Source organism: Amycolatopsis sp. DG1A-15b (assembly GCF_030285645.1).
Lineage (GTDB): Bacteria > Actinomycetota > Actinomycetes > Mycobacteriales > Pseudonocardiaceae > Amycolatopsis.
Window position 1 is genome coordinate 122,328 of sequence record NZ_CP127296.1, and the last position, 13,029, is coordinate 135,356.

A 13,029-nucleotide genomic window follows, 5' to 3' on the forward strand; every position below is an offset into this window, starting at 1 on the left:
CGATGCCGATGCGGGAAACCTTCCTCGCCACCACCGAACAGATCATCGACGCCGACCCGGACGTCGCGGTCGTGCTGGCCGACATCTCGGCCGCGCAGCTCGCCGCCGCCGCGCGGCGGCACCCGGACCGGGTGATCAACGTCGGGATCCGCGAGCAGCTGCTGGTCGGCGCGGGCGCCGGGCTGGCGCTCGCGGGCCTGCGGCCGATCGTGCACACGTTCCCGTCGTTCCTGGTGGAGCGCGCTTTCGAGCAGATCAAGCTGGACTTCTCGCACCAGGAGGTGGGTGGCGTCCTGGTGTCGTGGGGAGCGTCGTACGACATGTCGACGGCGGGCCGCACCCACCAGTCGCCGGGCGACGTCGCCCTGATCGATTCCCTGCCGGGCTGGACGGTCCACGTACCGGGCCACCCGGCGGAGGCCCGCCGGTTGCTGCTGGAGTCGATCCCGGGCGACGGCCGCGTGTACCTGCGGCTTTCGGCGCAGGAAAACGCTTCCCCGCACCTGGGCGTCGGGTTCACGAGGCTGCGTTCCGGGTCGGCCGGGGTGGTGCTGGCGGTGGGGCCGGTCCTGGACCGCGTCCTGCGCGCGACGGCGGCCCTGGACGTGACGGTGCTGTACGCCTCGACGATCCGGCCGTTCGACGGCGCCGGTCTGCGCTCGGCGGTGCTTTCCGCCGCGGCCGACGTCGTGCTCGTGGAGCCGTACCTGGCGGGGACGTCGGCGCATTGCGTGGCGGAGGCGCTTTCCGAGGTACCGCACCGGTTGAAGGCACTCGGGGTCCGGCGGGACGTGGAGGTGCGGACGTACGGGGAGATCGCGGACCACGACCTGGCGCACGGGCTGGATGCCGGGTCGCTGGGGTTGGCGATCAGGGAGTTTTTGGGGGAGTAGGCGGGGTGTCGCCGGCGCTGGGGGTGCCGGCGGCAGGGTGCTTGTAACGCAGATGTTCGGGCTCGCCGGCGAGAAACCTCATAAGCTTTACATTGCTCTCGCGCTCTTGTGCCGCGGTCGGTGGCAGCGGCAGGTGCAGGCTTTCGTACATCTTGAACCGATTCAGGTCCAGTACGGTGCTCACGATGCCCATGTATTGCTCCGCCGCCGCCACGGACGCGCGATAAGCGACGTAGGCGAGGAAGTACGGGCCCAACGCGAGCAGGAGCCACCAACCGCCGGTCACCAGGAACCCCGCTGTTTCCACGGTCACCACGAACGCCACCACGCACAGCCGCGCCGAGGTGTCGAGCTGCTGCCGGGCATCGTCAATGTAGTCGAGATGGCTTTGCGGCGCGACGAGACCGATGTGGGGTGCGGTCTTGACGACATCGAGCCGATATTGCCGCCCCGCCTTGTCTTCACCGGATCGAAGGGCGTTGCCGAGCCTCGTCGGCATCATTCGTGACACGTGGGGATAGCGCGCCACGGCACGCGGGATGGTCGACCACGCGGCGTGGATTCCGCTGAGGGATTGCCCGGCCGGACTTTCGAGCATCGCCTCGCGCGCGTCCTGGAGCTGCCGCTCCGGCAATCCGGCGGGATCGGGGTCGTCCTCGCCTTCCGCCAGGGTTTTCCGGTGGGCAGCCGCCATGAGCCGGTCGAGTTCACGGTCGCGCGTTGCCTGGAGGAGGTCTTGACGATCCTCCAGGCGTTCCCGGCGCCTCCGGTACCTGGTGATGCGCACGCGGAGCAGGAAGACCGCCAGGCGTGAGCTGCCCCAGTACCCCTCCAGCAGGCGGGTCATGCCCAGCTGCAGCGGATGCAGGAACAAGGCCACGAGGATCGTCACCAGGATCAGCCAGGCGGCGCCGCTGAGGTTCAAGCCGCCGAGCCGGCGCACCATCAGCGCCACATCGGGGTGCCCTCGCCAGGCCTCGCTGGTCACGAGCGCGGCGGTCCACACGACGAGGAACAGGGCGGGTAGCACGCTGACCACGCTGAAATAACGGCCGATGCGAGAGCCGAGCCCGACCGCGGCATCGGGCAGCGCGGAGCCGGCCACTTCAGCCGTTTCCCGGGGGCTTGTAGATCACCCTGGCGCACTTGCGGCAGTACGACTTGCCTTCGCGCCGTCGGAGGATTCCGCCGCACCGCGGGCACTTGCTGCTGCCCGTCTTGTCTTCGCTTTCCCCGGGCGGCGGGAGCGGGCCTTTGCCGTAGCCGAAGAGATCGGGCAAGGCCAAGACGACGAGGAGCCGAAGCCTGCGCATGCGCCTCACCCCGCCCTCCAGGATCCGACCATGTTAGGCCAGCATTCAGGCCCAGTCGACAAGCGAGGACGAGGTGATCATGGGGCCGTCGCCCTGGGCGGTGCCCGCTGTGGGCATCGTGGTTGTGGCCTTCGCCGGTGTGTGGGGGAGCGGGAGGGCCTGGCTTGCCGTCGGGGTGCTGGCCGTGATCGGTGGGGGGTGGGCCGGCCGGCTCGTGCTTCGGGAGCCGCGGGTCGATAGCGTGACGACCATGCCTTCCATCAGGCCGATCGCCTTGGGGATCATCCGGCGCGGCGACTCACTGCTCGTCTTCGAGGCGCACGACGACGTCAAAGGCGAGACCTACTACCGGCCGCTCGGGGGTGGGATCGAGTTCGGTGAGTACGCCGAAGCCGCCCTCAAGCGGGAGTTTCTCGAGGAGCTCGATGCCGAGATCGAAGTCGGTGAGCTGCTCGGGGTGCTCGAGAACGTCTTCACCTGGCGGGACCGGCCCGGGCACGAGATCGCCTTCCTCTACGCCGCCGAGTTCGCCGATCCGGGCCGTTATGAGCGCGAGGAGATGAAGATCCTCGACGATCCCGCCACCGCGCGGTGGGTCGACTTCCGGGACGGCAGCAAGATCCTCTACCCCAAGGGGCTCACCGAACTCCTCTCAGCGGATCAGTGACCGCGAAGTCGGCACCAGCTCGAAAGACGCAGGCGAAGCGACGCGGCTGAACCACACCGAGAACGGGCCGTCCATGCGGACCGGCAGCTGCGGGAAGTCGTTCGGAGCCGGCTCCGTCTCGAAAGCCGCGAACGCCGACTCCGGTGGGGGCGCGGGCGGGGAAACCGTCACGTGCACACCCGTGCCCGGTGGTGGCGAAGCCAGGCCGCGGCGGACCGGGCGCAGCAGCAGCACGTTGTCGGAGTCGAGCATCGTCTCGTTCGCCGCCGAACGATGCGCCTTCCACGCCGGGCCGAAGTAGAACTCCTCCAGCGCCGCCTTGCGCTCGGACATCGTGCGGAAACCGCGCAGCCACACGAACTCGTCCGGTGACGCCCGCGAGCGGAACAGGCCGAACAAGTGCGCGCCCGCCGCTTCCTGCGGCTCGACGAACTCGCGCTCGAACAGCTCGATCAGCTCGTCGCGCCGGCCGGGGTGCAGGGTGTAGCGCCGCAGCTCCACCACGGTTTCGAACTCGGAGAACAACTCGGAGAAAGCCATAGCGCAGAAGCTAGCGGCCACCACCGACAAAAAACGATCAGCGGAACGCCGCCAGGCCGGTGACCGCCTGGCCGAGGGACAGCGCGTGCATCTCCTCGGTGCCTTCGTACGTCAGCACCGTCTCGAGGTTCGCCATGTGCCGCATCACCGGGTATTCCAGCGAAATCCCGTTGGCGCCGAGCATCGAACGCGCGGTCCGGGCCACGTCCAGCGCCGACCGGACGTTCGCCATCTTCCCGAAGCTGACGTGGTTGTGGTGCAGGGCGCCGGCGTCCTTGAGCCGCCCGATCTGCAGCGCCACTAGCCCGGCGCGGTTGACCTCGACGAGCAGGTCGGCGAGCTTGCGCTGGGTCAGCTGGAACCCGGCGAGCGGCTTCCCGAACTGCGAACGCGCGAGCGTGTACTCCAACGCGGCTTCGTAGCACGCGCGCGCCGCGCCGACGACGCCGAACAGGATCCCGTAGCGAGCTTCGTTCAGGCAGGACAGCGGCCCGCGCAGGCCGCGGACCTCGGGAAACGCGGCCGACGAAGGCAGCCGGACGCCGTCGAGCACCAGTTCCGCGGTCAGGGACGCCCGCAGTGACAGCTTGTGCTTGACCTCGTTCGCGGTGAAGCCCGGCGTCGACGTCGGGACGACGAAGCCGCGGATCCCGTCGTCGGTCTGCGCCCAGACGACCGCGACGTCGGCGACGGTCCCGTTGGTGATCCACATCTTCGTGCCCGAGAGCACCCAGTCGGACCCGTCGCGCACCGCGCGGGTCCGCATCGAACCGGGGTCGCTGCCCGCGTCCGGCTCGGTCAGCCCGAAGCAGCCCAGCGCGTCGCCGGTGGCCATCCGCGGCAGCCACTCCTGCCGCTGCTCCTCGCTGCCCCACCGGTGGATCGCGTACATCGCAAGCGACCCCTGCACCGAGACGAAGCTGCGCAGGCCCGAGTCGACGGCCTCCAGTTCGCGGCACGCGATGCCGTACGCGATGGCGCTCGTGCCGGCGCAGCCGTAGCCCTCCAGGTGCATGCCGAGCAGGCCGAGCGAGCCGAAGCCCTTCGCCAGCTCCGCCGCGGGGAGCGCGCCCGTTTCGTACCAATCGGCGACGTGGTCCAGCAGGTGGTCCTTCGCGTACCCGCGGACGGCGTCGCGGATGGCGCGTTCCTCCTCGGCGAGCCCGGCGTCGAGGTCGAGGAAGTCGTGCGGATCAGGGGTGCGGCTGCTCATGAGGGCTCCCGGGGACGCGTCGATGCGGCTCCCGCAGGAAACCACAGTCAGGCGTCTGTTCTCCGCGTGGCGTTCGTCACGCGCGCGGCAGACGCGCTCGGCGTGCACCGCGGGCGGGTCTGCTGGCGGGGGATCAGCAGCTCGGTGAACTGCGGAAACGGCACGCTTTCGATGTCGTCACGCCAGGCGTGCAGCATCTCGGACAGCAGATCGTCCTCGGCCATCTTCGCCTCCCTGGCGTCCGGTCGTGGCGGGCTGAGCGCACACGATCGGGTGAAGTGATACCCGGCGAGCGGGACGGTCAAACCGAGTTCCCCAAGATTTTTCCGGGCGGTGTGCGCTCTGTGGCAGGATGACTTCGCCGCCGCCAAGGCCTCAACTCCTCCAGGAGCGCACATGCGCGCACTGCGGACGGCAAGTCTGCTCGCCCTCACCACCGTCACCCTGCTCGCCGCCACCGGCGTCGCCACCGCGCACGGAACCCGCTGGCAGCAGATCGGCCACACCACCGCCGAGAACCGGATCAGCGGTGAGGGCCTCGCGACCCTCCGGCTGCCCGGCCACGCCCCCGAGATCGTCTACCGCAACGGCGCCACCATCCCGCAGCCGCTCAAGGACGAGGGCTGGGGCCACGTCGGCGACCCCGACTCGCTGCGCGGGTACGTCTTCGACGTCTACCAGGACACGCGGACCCCGGCGCCGGCCACGAAGATGTACCTGGTCACCAAGCCGGACGGGACGACGACGGAGTTCGTCCACCCGCTGCAGCCCGACGAGCCGGCCGCCAACGCGAACGCCCAGGTCGCGGCCACCCCCGACGGGCAGTGGCTCGTCTCCGGCCCGCTCGGGGAGATCGATCGCTTCTTCGTCTCCCCGACGCCCTTCCTGAACCCGCGCGGCCCGAAGGTGGCCGGCGACCTCCCGGTCGCCGCCCGCATCCACCTGGACCACCACGTCCGCAGCGCCCAGGGCTGCGACTTCGTCGGCGCGACGCGCCTGATCTGCGCGACCAGCGACCCGTACAACGACCTGTACCCGACGAACCTGCAGCTCCTGCAGATCGACCTCGCGCGGCCGCTGAACGGCCACGACGTGACCGCCCGGGTGCACGAGATCGGCCAGGTTCCGCTGGTCAGCACCTGTACGGGCACCTTCACCCCGGAAGGCGTCGACTACGACGACGGCGTGCTGCGCGTCGAGGTCGTGCCGCCGTCACCCTGCAACACGGTGACCGACGTCTATTCCTTCGAGCGCCGCTGAGGGCGACGGCTACGCTGGGTGGCGTGTCTCGTGTGGTGATCCTCGACTACGGTTCCGGCAACCTCCGCTCCGCCGAACGCGCTGTGGCGCGCGCCGGAGCCGACGTCGAGGTGACCGCCGATCCGCATGCCGCCGTCGAAGCCGACGGGCTCGTCGTGCCCGGGGTCGGTGCCTACTCCGCCTGCATGGCGGGGCTGCTGGACGTCCAGGGGCACCGGATCATCGGGAAGCGGCTCGCCGGCGGCCGCCCGGTGCTCGGCATCTGCGTCGGCATGCAGGTCCTCTTCGCCCGCGGGGTCGAGCACGGCGAGGAGACCGAAGGCACGGGGGAATGGCCCGGTGTCGTCGACCGGCTGCACGCCGACGTCCTGCCGCACATGGGGTGGAACACCGTGCGCGCGCCCGCGGACTCGCAGCTCTTCGCCGGTCTCGACCCCGAGGAGCGGTTCTACTTCGTGCACTCCTACGCCGCGCGCACGTGGGAGCTGGACGGCCTGCCCGGGCAGGAACCGAAGGTCACCTGGGCCCACCACGGCGAGGACTTCGTCGCCGCGGTCGAAAACGGGCCGCTGTGGGCCACCCAGTTCCACCCGGAGAAGTCCGGGGACGCCGGGGCGCAGCTGCTGCGCAACTGGCTGGACTTCGTGGCGAGCTGAGTGACCGAGGTCCCGGTGGCCGACTTCGTCCGGTTCTTCGGCGACGGCGGTATCCGCGTCCGGCTGGACTGGAGGAGGCTGGCCACGGAATGCCGGATCGAGGCGATCACCAGCCGGTCGGCGGCCGTGCTCGGTGACCTGCGAACGGTCTGGTACGCCGGGCCGGACGGCCGGAACAGCGAATTTCGCGACGCGGGCGCCAGACCGTTGCGGGTCCGCGAGGCCGCCCTCACCGAAGCCTCCTGGCCGGCCAAGCGCGCCGCGCGGATCGCCGAGTTCGAGGCCCGTTTCCGCGCCGACGCCGGATCCGTCCAGCTTCCGCTCCCGGTCTACGTCCTCGGTGACGGCGGGTTCCTGCTGCTGGACGGCACGCACCGGGCGGTCGCGGCCCACCGCACCGGAGGGAACCTGCGGTTGCTCCTGTTCGCCGTCCACGGCCCACAGGATGAGGACATGCTGCCGGACCTGCGCTTCTAGCCGGCCACTCGTTCGGCCTCGGCCCGCTGGATCACGGCTTCGAACGCCATGTTGCGCAGTGCTTCCCAGCGTTCCGCCCGCCGCAGCCGCCGAATCGACCGCAGCAGGGCGGTGCACACCAGCAGCCCGGCCGGGACCGCGGCGATCCGGATGGTGACCAGCTCGTCGCCGACGGCCAGCACGTCGACGGTGCAGAGCAGGACCGGAACCAGCAGGCCGGCCAGGACGTTGATCTCCAGCTCGAGGAAGTCCAGCCGGAACGCCGCCGACCGGCCGCGCAGCCACAGCTTGCTGTAGACGAACACCTCGAGATCGGCGTCGGCGACGTGCCCGCCACCCACACCGGTCCAAACTCCGACGGACTTGCCGTCGCCGTCGACCAGTTCGAGCACCGGATGCTGCCGGACGAGCGCGTCGGCCGCTTCCTCGCCCACCAGCTCCCGCACCCGCGGCCAGCTCGGCGAATCCGGGTGCCGGCGGCGACTGCGTTTCTCCAGCCTGCCCACCGTGACGAACGCCAGCTCGCGGGAGAGGTAGCCGAGCACGAACGCGCCCGACAGGCCCACGGCGGCGAACAGCACGATGCCCGCGCCGCGGACGCCGGACAACGCGTCGACGAAGAACCCGAGGTCCGTTCCGGGGTGCCGGGCGTAGTGGATCCCCAGCAGGGTCACTTCGGTGAGCACGCCCGCTCCCGGCAACAGGACGCTCACCAGCTGGACGACGACGTAGAACGGCAGCCGCTCGGAGAAGGAGTACCCGGCTTCCTTGCCCGTCGCTTCCACCAGGCCCCCTTCCGGAACCGCAGTAAGAGTACGGCCGCGCGGCGCGGGCGGCTATCGGCCGAACTGGTCGGCCGGCGACCCGCTGACCGGGTGATCCGGGTCGCCGCCCTAGAGTTACCCGCGTGACTTTCACGCTGCTTCCCGCCGTTGATGTGGCCGATGGCCAGGCCGTGCGACTCGTCCAGGGCGAGGCCGGCACCGAGACCTCCTATGGCAGCCCGCTCGAGGCCGCGCTCGCCTGGCAGCGCGACGGCGCCGAGTGGATCCACCTGGTCGACCTCGACGCCGCGTTCGGCAAGGGCAGCAACCGCGAGCTGCTCGCCGAGGTCGTCGGCCGGCTCGACGTGCAGGTCGAGCTCTCCGGCGGCATCCGCGACGACGCGTCGCTGAAGGCCGCCCTGGACACCGGGGCCCGGCGGGTCAACCTCGGCACCGCCGCGCTCGAGGACCCGGAGTGGACCAGCCGGGTCATCGGCGAGTACGGCGACCGCGTCGCGATCGGCCTCGACGTCCGGATCACCGAGGCGGGCCACCGCCTTTCGGCCCGCGGCTGGACCTCCGACGGCGGCGACCTGTGGGACGTCCTGGAGCGCCTCGACCGCGACGGCGCGTCCCGCTACGTCGTCACCGACGTCAGCAAGGACGGCACGCTGCGCGGCCCGAACCTCGAGCTGCTGCGCGACGTCGTCGCCCGCACGGACGCACCGGTGATCGCCTCCGGCGGGGTGTCCAGCGTGGCCGACCTCGTCGCCTTGGCGGGCTTGGCGTCCGACGGCGTCGAGGGTTCCATCGTCGGCAAGGCGCTCTACGCCGGCGCGTTCACGCTGCCGGAGGCGCTCGCCGCGGTCGCGAAGGTCTAGTCCGAGCACGGCGCATCGATGCCGGATGTCGAACTCCTCATGACCAGGCTTGCCCGAGCCGGTGTCACGACGCTGATCAAAGCTGACGATGAACGCATGGCCGAGGGCGGCGAGACCTGGACGGTGATCTTGTCGGGTCCGGGACTGGCGGATCGAGGGGGGATTCGAGCCGAGTCGCCCGAACTGCGCTCGGCCCTGCGGGATGTGCTCGATCGGCTTGCGGCACGACCGGGCGACTGGTCGTGGCTGGCCGAGTTCAGGGACCAGCTAGCCGAGCAGCGACACCGCGGTCCGGCGGGGCAGTAGCCCGGCGGCCGCGGTGATCACCGCGTTCGGTCGCCCGGACACGACGGTGGGTCCTTCGCGGCGGCGCACCGCTCGGAGGGCCCGCGCCGCGACGTCCTCCGGTGTCTGCACCAGCCACGACGGCACGCCATCCGCGTCCTGCGATTCGGTTGTCGTCACGCCCGGGCACAGGGCCAGCACGTGCACGCCGCGGGCTTTCTGCTCGTGCCACAGGGTTTCGGAGAACGACCTCACGAACGCCTTGGTGGCGCTGTAGACGCCGAGTCCCGGCTTGGGCGTGAACCCGAGCGTCGAGGACACGTTCACCAGCGCGGCACCCGGCCGCGCCCGGGCGAGGAAGGCGTGGGCCAGCGTCACCACCGCGCGGCAGTTGAGGTCTATGACGGCGAGGGAGTCTTCGAGCGAGGTTTCCGCGAAGCCGCCGTGGACCGCGATGCCCGCGCTCGCCCCCGTCACCAGCGCCTTCACCGCTTCGGCTTCGTTTCCGGCGCGAACGCGAACGAGACGCGCTCCATCAGCGGCTTCCGCCGGGTGTTGTGGAACGCCGCGACGAGCCAGCGGCCGCCGTCGCGGACCAGCGTGTACGTCTGGACCTTCGACAGCTTCTTCGGCGCGTCGCCCTTGTACGTGTCGCCGCCGGTGCTCACCACCGCGACTTCCGCGCCGAGGAACCGCACGTCGAGGACCTCGTGCGCGAGCTTGGTGCCCTTGAGGAACTTCTCGAACAGGACGCGGTGGCTGCCCGCGATGTCGTCGCGGCCGGAGTACCGCGTGCCGACGAAGGTCACGTACGTCGCGTCTTCGGTGAAGTGGGCGCCGTAGGCGTCGGCGTCGCCCCGGCTCCAGGCGTCGGCGAGCGAGTCGAGCACGGCGGTGACGGCGGTCCGGTCGGTGGTCATCATGGTCGTCTCCTATACGAGGAGGAGTGGATGGCAAGCGAGCGGCACGGGGTGTTCCGGCGGTACCTGGACGCGGTCGGCCTGCACGGACTGGCCGGTGCGGAGGCGGCCGGGCTGCACGCCACCGAGTGGTACGCGCTCAGCCTGCTCGACCTGGAGGGCCCGCTGACGTCGGGCGAGCTGTCCACGCGCACCGGCCTCACCACGGGTGCGACGACCCGGCTGATCGACCGGCTGGAGCGGGCGGGCTACGTCCGCCGCGCGGCCGACCCGGCCGACCGGCGCAAGGTGGTGGTCGAGCCGGTGCCGGACGCGCTCGCCGGCGTGGAGGCGATCGTCGGGCCGGCGCGCGGGCGGATCGCCGAGGTCATCGGCCGGTACTCGCCGGAGCAGCAGGAGGTGCTGTTCGACTACTTCGCCCGGGCGGCGCCGGCCTATCGCGAAGCGTCGGAAGAGGTCCGGAAGGCGACGCGGGGCCGTCAGGCCGGACGGTAGGTCGTGACCGTGCCGCCGTGGCCGAACGTGAGGACTTCGGTGGGCGTGAACCCGCGCGGCCCGAAGCCGCCGCCGAACATCGGCACTCCGCCGCCCGCGACCACCGGGTAGGACTTGACCACCAGTTCGTCGATCTCCGGCAGCAGCTGCCCGGCCAGATCCGCGCCGCCGCACAGCCAGATGTCCAGGTCGCCGTCCTCCGCCTTCAGCTGCTGCACGAGTGCCAGTGGGTCGCCGGGCACCAGCGTGACGGCCGGGTCGGCCTCGGTCAGCGACCGCGAGACGACGTACTGCCGCAGGTGCGGGTACGGGTCGGGGACGCCTTCGGCCAGGGGGATCGAGTAGGTGCCGCGGCCCATGATCACCGTGTCGTACCGCCGGTTCGGCGTGTCCGCGGCCATTCCGATGAGCGGCCGGATGTGCCGTGGCATGGTCTCCGGGAACTCCGCGCGCACATGGGCGACCATGTCCGGGGCGAGCGGGTGGAAGTCGGTCTCACCGCCGGGTCCGGCGATCATGCCGTCGATGCTGACGCCGATGAAGTAGACGAGCTTGCGCACGGGGCCCCCTGTCGAAATAACTCCGGATGTAGTACTTTGCATGAAGTGGTGCCGACCATAGTACTACGTCTGGAGTGGTGTCAACGTCATGGTGCGACGCAACCCCGAGCGGCGCGCGGCGCTGCTCGACGCCTCGATCGAAGTCCTGGCCAACGAAGGCGCGCGCGGGCTCACCTTCCGCGCGGTCGACCAGCAGGCCGGCGTCCCGGTCGGCACGGCCTCCAACTACTTCTCCAGCCGCGGCGAAATCCTCAAGCACGCGGGGGAGCGGGTCTACGAGCGGCTGGTGGACGACGCGGTGATCGCGGGCGGCCTCGAGGGGCCGCGTGACCGGGCGCGCGTCACCGAGCTGATGCACGAACTCGTCGACCGCGTGGCCGCGTTCCCGACGGGTTTCCTGGCGCTGCTGGAACTGCGGCTCGAAGCCGCGCGCCGGCCGGAACTGCGGGACGTGCTGACCCGCCGCATCCGCGCGGACGTCGACTTCAACGTCGAGTACCACGAGAAGTCCGGCCTGCCCGGCGACGGCACGATGGTGGTCCTGCTGTGGCTGGCCTTGAACTGGCTGATCATGGAACGGCTGACCCTGCCGGACCTGTTCACCGACGAGCAGCGCCACGACCTCGTCACGGCGCTGGTGGAGCGCCTGCTGGACGGGCAGCCCGCCTTACCTCCGGGGTAATCGACGCCGTGCCGGCGGCGGGCCAGGATTCCTTCCGGGACAACAGGAAGGATCGCCATGACCGCCTACGGACTCGCCCACCTGCGCCCGCCCGCCGTGTTGCCGGAGGAGGCGTTCGAATACCTGGAGCGCATCCAGGCCACGCTCGACCCCTACGGCGGCAAGTTCCTCGTGCACGGCGCGCCGGTGCAGGTCATCGAAGGCGACTGGCCCGGCAGTCTCGTGCTCATCGAGTTCCCGAGCCTCGCCGCGGCGCGCGAGTGGTACGCCTCACCCGCCTACCGGGAGATCCTGCGGCTGCGCGCGGACCACATCCCCGGCGACCTGATCCTGGTCGAGGGCTGCGGACCGGACCACGACTCGGCCGCCATGGCGGCGGCCCTGCGCGGCACCGGTTGAGGCCGAAAAGCGGCTGACAACGATCCCCCCGAGTCGTAGGTTGCCGCGGGTGGAGGAGATCGTCACCCAGCTCGAAATGACCGCCGCCAGTCAGCTCAACCCCGCTCCGCTCGTCGACGGTGTCGCGCTGCGGACCACCGGACCGGGGCCGCTGATCCGCGAGCTGCACGTGCGGATCGGGACGCCGTACCGGTGGCCGTCCGCCACTCGCGGTGACGACGAATGGGACCGCTGGCTCGCCGCGCCGCACCGGGAATACCGGCTCATCGAGTACCGCGGCGAGGTCGCCGGTGCCGCGGATTTCGAGCCGCAGCCCGGGAACGACGTCGAAATCACCACGTTCGGCCTGGTGCCGGAGTTCGTCGGCAAGGGATTGGGCGGGTTCGCGCTCACCCTCGTGGTCGCCGACGCGTGGGCGCTGCCCGGGACGCGGCGCGTCTGGCTGCACACCTCGACCCTCGATCACCCGAACGCGCTGCCGAACTACCTGCGGCGCGGTTTCCGCAGCTTCAGCCGTCCACTTTGACCGCGATGCCGACCGTCCGGTCCTCCGGGCCGCGCAGCTTCGAGAAGAACATCGTGACGCGCCCGACGATGCCGTATTTGCGCGCGATCGCCCGCCGGGCCCGCTCGGTGTCCGCGGCGTCCAGCAGCCGGGCCTGGCCGGAGACCTTCGCGCCGTGCGTCTTCTGCCCGCGGACGTCGCAGGCCTGGACCTCCACCCGGCCGTCGTTGCGGATGCGCTTCACCTTGCTGGTGTCCCGCGCCGACCACAGCACGAGTTCACCGCTGTCGCCGGCCACCCAGATCGGGGTCGGCACGGCCCGCCCGTCGCGCCGGAACGTGGTCAGGACGACGTAGCGCTCGGCGGCGAGGCGGTCGGTCTCGGAGGTCATGCGCCCACCGTAGCCGGGTGGCCGCCGGTGCCCGGCCGCCGGCTTCGGTCTCCGGTTGCCGCGAACCGAGGCCGGCGATCCGCGCCCAGCGCAGCGTCCACTGTGGACTCAGGTCATGGCCCACCGTG

The 13,029-nt window shown here is 70.8% G+C and carries 21 protein-coding genes; 11 read left to right on the forward strand and 10 right to left on the reverse strand.

Going from position 1 to position 13,029, the window contains the following annotated elements; all coding sequences use genetic code 11:
• Nucleotides 1-2 precede the first annotated feature (2 nt).
• Nucleotides 3-893: a transketolase family protein gene (locus tag QRY02_RS00585; protein WP_285989521.1), complete on the forward strand. Its 891-nt coding sequence runs from the start codon at nt 3-5 to the stop codon at nt 891-893.
• Here the strand turns inward: QRY02_RS00585 and QRY02_RS00590 are convergent.
• Nucleotides 871-1,998 (reverse strand): hypothetical protein, encoded by a 1,128-nt coding sequence (locus tag QRY02_RS00590; RefSeq protein ID WP_285989522.1) that lies wholly within the window; start codon nt 1,996-1,998, stop codon nt 871-873. The genes QRY02_RS00585 and QRY02_RS00590 overlap by 23 nt on opposite strands.
• Nucleotide 1,999: 1 nt before the next feature.
• On the reverse strand, nt 2,000-2,206 hold the full coding sequence (locus tag QRY02_RS00595) for a hypothetical protein (protein WP_285989523.1): 207 nt from the start codon (nt 2,204-2,206) through the stop codon (nt 2,000-2,002).
• 109 nt (nt 2,207-2,315) lie between these two features.
• Between QRY02_RS00595 and QRY02_RS00600 the strand changes: the two genes are divergently transcribed.
• Complete coding sequence (locus tag QRY02_RS00600; RefSeq protein ID WP_285989524.1) at nt 2,316-2,873, forward strand: NUDIX hydrolase; 558 nt, start codon at nt 2,316-2,318, stop codon at nt 2,871-2,873.
• Here QRY02_RS00600 and QRY02_RS00605 read toward each other — a convergent pair.
• The 3 genes from QRY02_RS00605 to QRY02_RS00615 are packed head-to-tail and all read right to left on the reverse strand — an operon-like array spanning nt 2,859 to nt 4,850.
• Nucleotides 2,859-3,413 carry an NIPSNAP family protein gene (locus tag QRY02_RS00605; RefSeq protein WP_285989525.1) on the reverse strand — a complete coding sequence of 185 codons (555 nt, stop codon included), beginning with the start codon at nt 3,411-3,413 and terminating at the stop codon, nt 2,859-2,861. The two genes, QRY02_RS00600 and QRY02_RS00605, sit on opposite strands and share 15 nt — an antisense overlap.
• 37 nt (nt 3,414-3,450) lie before the next feature.
• The gene (locus tag QRY02_RS00610; RefSeq protein WP_285989526.1) at nt 3,451-4,626 is read right to left on the reverse strand and encodes an acyl-CoA dehydrogenase family protein; all 1,176 of its coding nucleotides are present in this window, start codon (nt 4,624-4,626) and stop codon (nt 3,451-3,453) included.
• A 47-nt stretch (nt 4,627-4,673) separates the two neighbouring features.
• Nucleotides 4,674-4,850: a hypothetical protein gene (locus tag QRY02_RS00615; protein ID WP_285989527.1), complete on the reverse strand. Its 177-nt coding sequence runs from the start codon at nt 4,848-4,850 to the stop codon at nt 4,674-4,676.
• A gap of 172 nt (nt 4,851-5,022) precedes the next feature.
• Here QRY02_RS00615 and QRY02_RS00620 point away from each other — a divergent pair, with 172 nt between their 5' ends.
• From QRY02_RS00620 to QRY02_RS00630, 3 genes are read left to right on the forward strand one after another with little or no spacing between them, the layout of a single operon-like run.
• A complete protein-coding gene (locus QRY02_RS00620; RefSeq protein WP_285989528.1) occupies nt 5,023-5,886 on the forward strand; it encodes a hypothetical protein in 864 nt (287 codons plus the stop codon).
• 32 nt (nt 5,887-5,918) lie between these two features.
• Nucleotides 5,919-6,542, forward strand: a complete 624-nt coding sequence (hisH, locus tag QRY02_RS00625) for an imidazole glycerol phosphate synthase subunit HisH (RefSeq protein ID WP_285993728.1) — start codon at nt 5,919-5,921, stop codon at nt 6,540-6,542.
• Nucleotides 6,543-7,019 (forward strand): hypothetical protein, encoded by a 477-nt coding sequence (locus tag QRY02_RS00630; RefSeq protein WP_285989529.1) that lies wholly within the window; start codon nt 6,543-6,545, stop codon nt 7,017-7,019.
• Here the strand turns inward: QRY02_RS00630 and QRY02_RS00635 are convergent.
• Nucleotides 7,016-7,804: a hypothetical protein gene (locus tag QRY02_RS00635; protein ID WP_285989530.1), complete on the reverse strand. Its 789-nt coding sequence runs from the start codon at nt 7,802-7,804 to the stop codon at nt 7,016-7,018. The two genes, QRY02_RS00630 and QRY02_RS00635, sit on opposite strands and share 4 nt — an antisense overlap.
• Nucleotides 7,805-7,926: 122 nt before the next feature.
• On the opposite strand from QRY02_RS00635, the gene priA reads away from it, so the two are divergent.
• Both priA and QRY02_RS00645 read left to right on the forward strand, forming a co-directional pair.
• Nucleotides 7,927-8,664, forward strand: a complete 738-nt coding sequence (gene priA / locus QRY02_RS00640; RefSeq protein WP_285989531.1) for a bifunctional 1-(5-phosphoribosyl)-5-((5-phosphoribosylamino)methylideneamino)imidazole-4-carboxamide isomerase/phosphoribosylanthranilate isomerase PriA — start codon at nt 7,927-7,929, stop codon at nt 8,662-8,664.
• Nucleotides 8,665-8,682: 18 nt separating this feature from the next.
• Nucleotides 8,683-8,970 (forward strand): hypothetical protein, encoded by a 288-nt coding sequence (locus tag QRY02_RS00645; RefSeq protein ID WP_285989532.1) that lies wholly within the window; start codon nt 8,683-8,685, stop codon nt 8,968-8,970.
• Here the strand turns inward: QRY02_RS00645 and QRY02_RS00650 are convergent.
• Together QRY02_RS00650 and QRY02_RS00655 are read right to left on the reverse strand one after the other, a co-directional pair.
• Nucleotides 8,932-9,438 (reverse strand): SDR family NAD(P)-dependent oxidoreductase, encoded by a 507-nt coding sequence (locus QRY02_RS00650; protein ID WP_285989533.1) that lies wholly within the window; start codon nt 9,436-9,438, stop codon nt 8,932-8,934. The two genes, QRY02_RS00645 and QRY02_RS00650, sit on opposite strands and share 39 nt — an antisense overlap.
• The gene (locus tag QRY02_RS00655) at nt 9,435-9,872 is read right to left on the reverse strand and encodes an SgcJ/EcaC family oxidoreductase (protein ID WP_285989534.1); all 438 of its coding nucleotides are present in this window, start codon (nt 9,870-9,872) and stop codon (nt 9,435-9,437) included. The genes QRY02_RS00650 and QRY02_RS00655 overlap by 4 nt, the downstream gene beginning before the upstream one ends.
• A gap of 27 nt (nt 9,873-9,899) precedes the next feature.
• Between QRY02_RS00655 and QRY02_RS00660 the strand changes: the two genes are divergently transcribed.
• A complete protein-coding gene (locus QRY02_RS00660) occupies nt 9,900-10,364 on the forward strand; it encodes a MarR family winged helix-turn-helix transcriptional regulator (protein WP_285989535.1) in 465 nt (154 codons plus the stop codon).
• Here QRY02_RS00660 and QRY02_RS00665 read toward each other — a convergent pair.
• Complete coding sequence (locus tag QRY02_RS00665; RefSeq protein ID WP_285989536.1) at nt 10,349-10,924, reverse strand: dihydrofolate reductase family protein; 576 nt, start codon at nt 10,922-10,924, stop codon at nt 10,349-10,351. The two genes, QRY02_RS00660 and QRY02_RS00665, sit on opposite strands and share 16 nt — an antisense overlap.
• Before the next feature lie 88 nt (nt 10,925-11,012).
• Between QRY02_RS00665 and QRY02_RS00670 the strand changes: the two genes are divergently transcribed.
• The 3 genes from QRY02_RS00670 to QRY02_RS00680 are packed head-to-tail and all read left to right on the forward strand — an operon-like array spanning nt 11,013 to nt 12,531.
• Nucleotides 11,013-11,606 (forward strand): TetR/AcrR family transcriptional regulator, encoded by a 594-nt coding sequence (locus QRY02_RS00670; protein ID WP_285989537.1) that lies wholly within the window; start codon nt 11,013-11,015, stop codon nt 11,604-11,606.
• Between the two features lie 57 nt (nt 11,607-11,663).
• Nucleotides 11,664-12,005 carry a DUF1330 domain-containing protein gene (locus tag QRY02_RS00675; RefSeq protein WP_285989538.1) on the forward strand — a complete coding sequence of 114 codons (342 nt, stop codon included), beginning with the start codon at nt 11,664-11,666 and terminating at the stop codon, nt 12,003-12,005.
• Between the two features lie 49 nt (nt 12,006-12,054).
• Complete coding sequence (locus QRY02_RS00680; RefSeq protein WP_285989539.1) at nt 12,055-12,531, forward strand: GNAT family N-acetyltransferase; 477 nt, start codon at nt 12,055-12,057, stop codon at nt 12,529-12,531.
• On the opposite strand, the gene QRY02_RS00685 is transcribed toward QRY02_RS00680, so the two are convergent.
• Complete coding sequence (locus tag QRY02_RS00685; RefSeq protein ID WP_285989540.1) at nt 12,515-12,901, reverse strand: PPOX class F420-dependent oxidoreductase; 387 nt, start codon at nt 12,899-12,901, stop codon at nt 12,515-12,517. The genes QRY02_RS00680 and QRY02_RS00685 overlap by 17 nt on opposite strands.
• Between the last annotated feature and the right edge of the window lie 128 nt (nt 12,902-13,029).